This is a genomic window from Halobacillus sp. BBL2006 (assembly GCF_000786645.1).
Taxonomy (GTDB): Bacteria; Bacillota; Bacilli; order Bacillales; family Halobacillaceae; genus Halobacillus.
Genome location: NZ_JRNX01000867.1, coordinates 1 through 800, shown reverse-complemented (window position 1 = coordinate 800; position 800 = coordinate 1). Strand labels below are relative to the sequence as shown.

At 40.0% G+C, this 800-nt stretch carries 1 protein-coding gene; it reads left to right on the top strand.

Going from position 1 to position 800, the window contains the following annotated elements; translation table 11 throughout:
• On the top strand, positions 1-591 hold a 591-nt coding region (locus LD39_RS23325), incomplete at its 5' end, for a hypothetical protein (protein WP_035553129.1).
• Positions 592-800 lie beyond the last annotated feature (209 nt).

Genomic DNA, 800 nt, shown 5'->3' with positions numbered 1-800 from the left:
AAGAAAAATAAACAAAAGCCTGACCATACTGGCGGTAAAAGTCCGGAGCACTCTAAATCTGAACGATCGAAAAAGCCTCATCCTGAGAAAAGCGAGACGAAGCAAAAAGAGAAGAACGACCAACAACAGCCGTCTGAAACAGGCACAGAGAAAGTCCTACATAACAAGAAAGAAGAACATTCATCGAGTCATTCATCTCAAGTTGTGAATCGTAAATCAGTCAATGATGAACCTGAACTTCTTCACGATGGAAAAGTAAAAGAAAAGCCTCAATCCGATCAGTCGGATGAGGATGATTCATTTGAAAAATTCCTTAACAGGCTTCCAGAGCCTGATGAAGAACAGGATCAATCCCCAGTCCATGATAATGGAATCCTATCTTACTCATCACAAACATTACAAGTGAAGAGTGGAAAGGATCGACCATTAACGGACGGGAAAACCCAGTGGGTTATCGGCGACGTTACCGATTATTCATCGGTATCTGATTTACATCACAACATCTTGGTTACACGCAATGATATGATGCGGAACCAGTGGATGAATGCTCCACCAGGGCAGCCGCCAAAAGCCGCTTCTTTATTCTCATAAGAATCTATCTAAAAATTCTACATGAAATAAAGGAGCGAATTTAAAATGAATTTCTTAAAAGGAAACAAATCTACAGTTATTAAAACAATCGTAACAGCAGGTGTTCTTTCCGTTGGATTATTTGCAGGAGGCACAGTTACAGAAGCTGCTAAAGATAATTCTCACAAGCCAGCACATGCAGTTGAAATGAAGCAAAACAAAAAAGAACA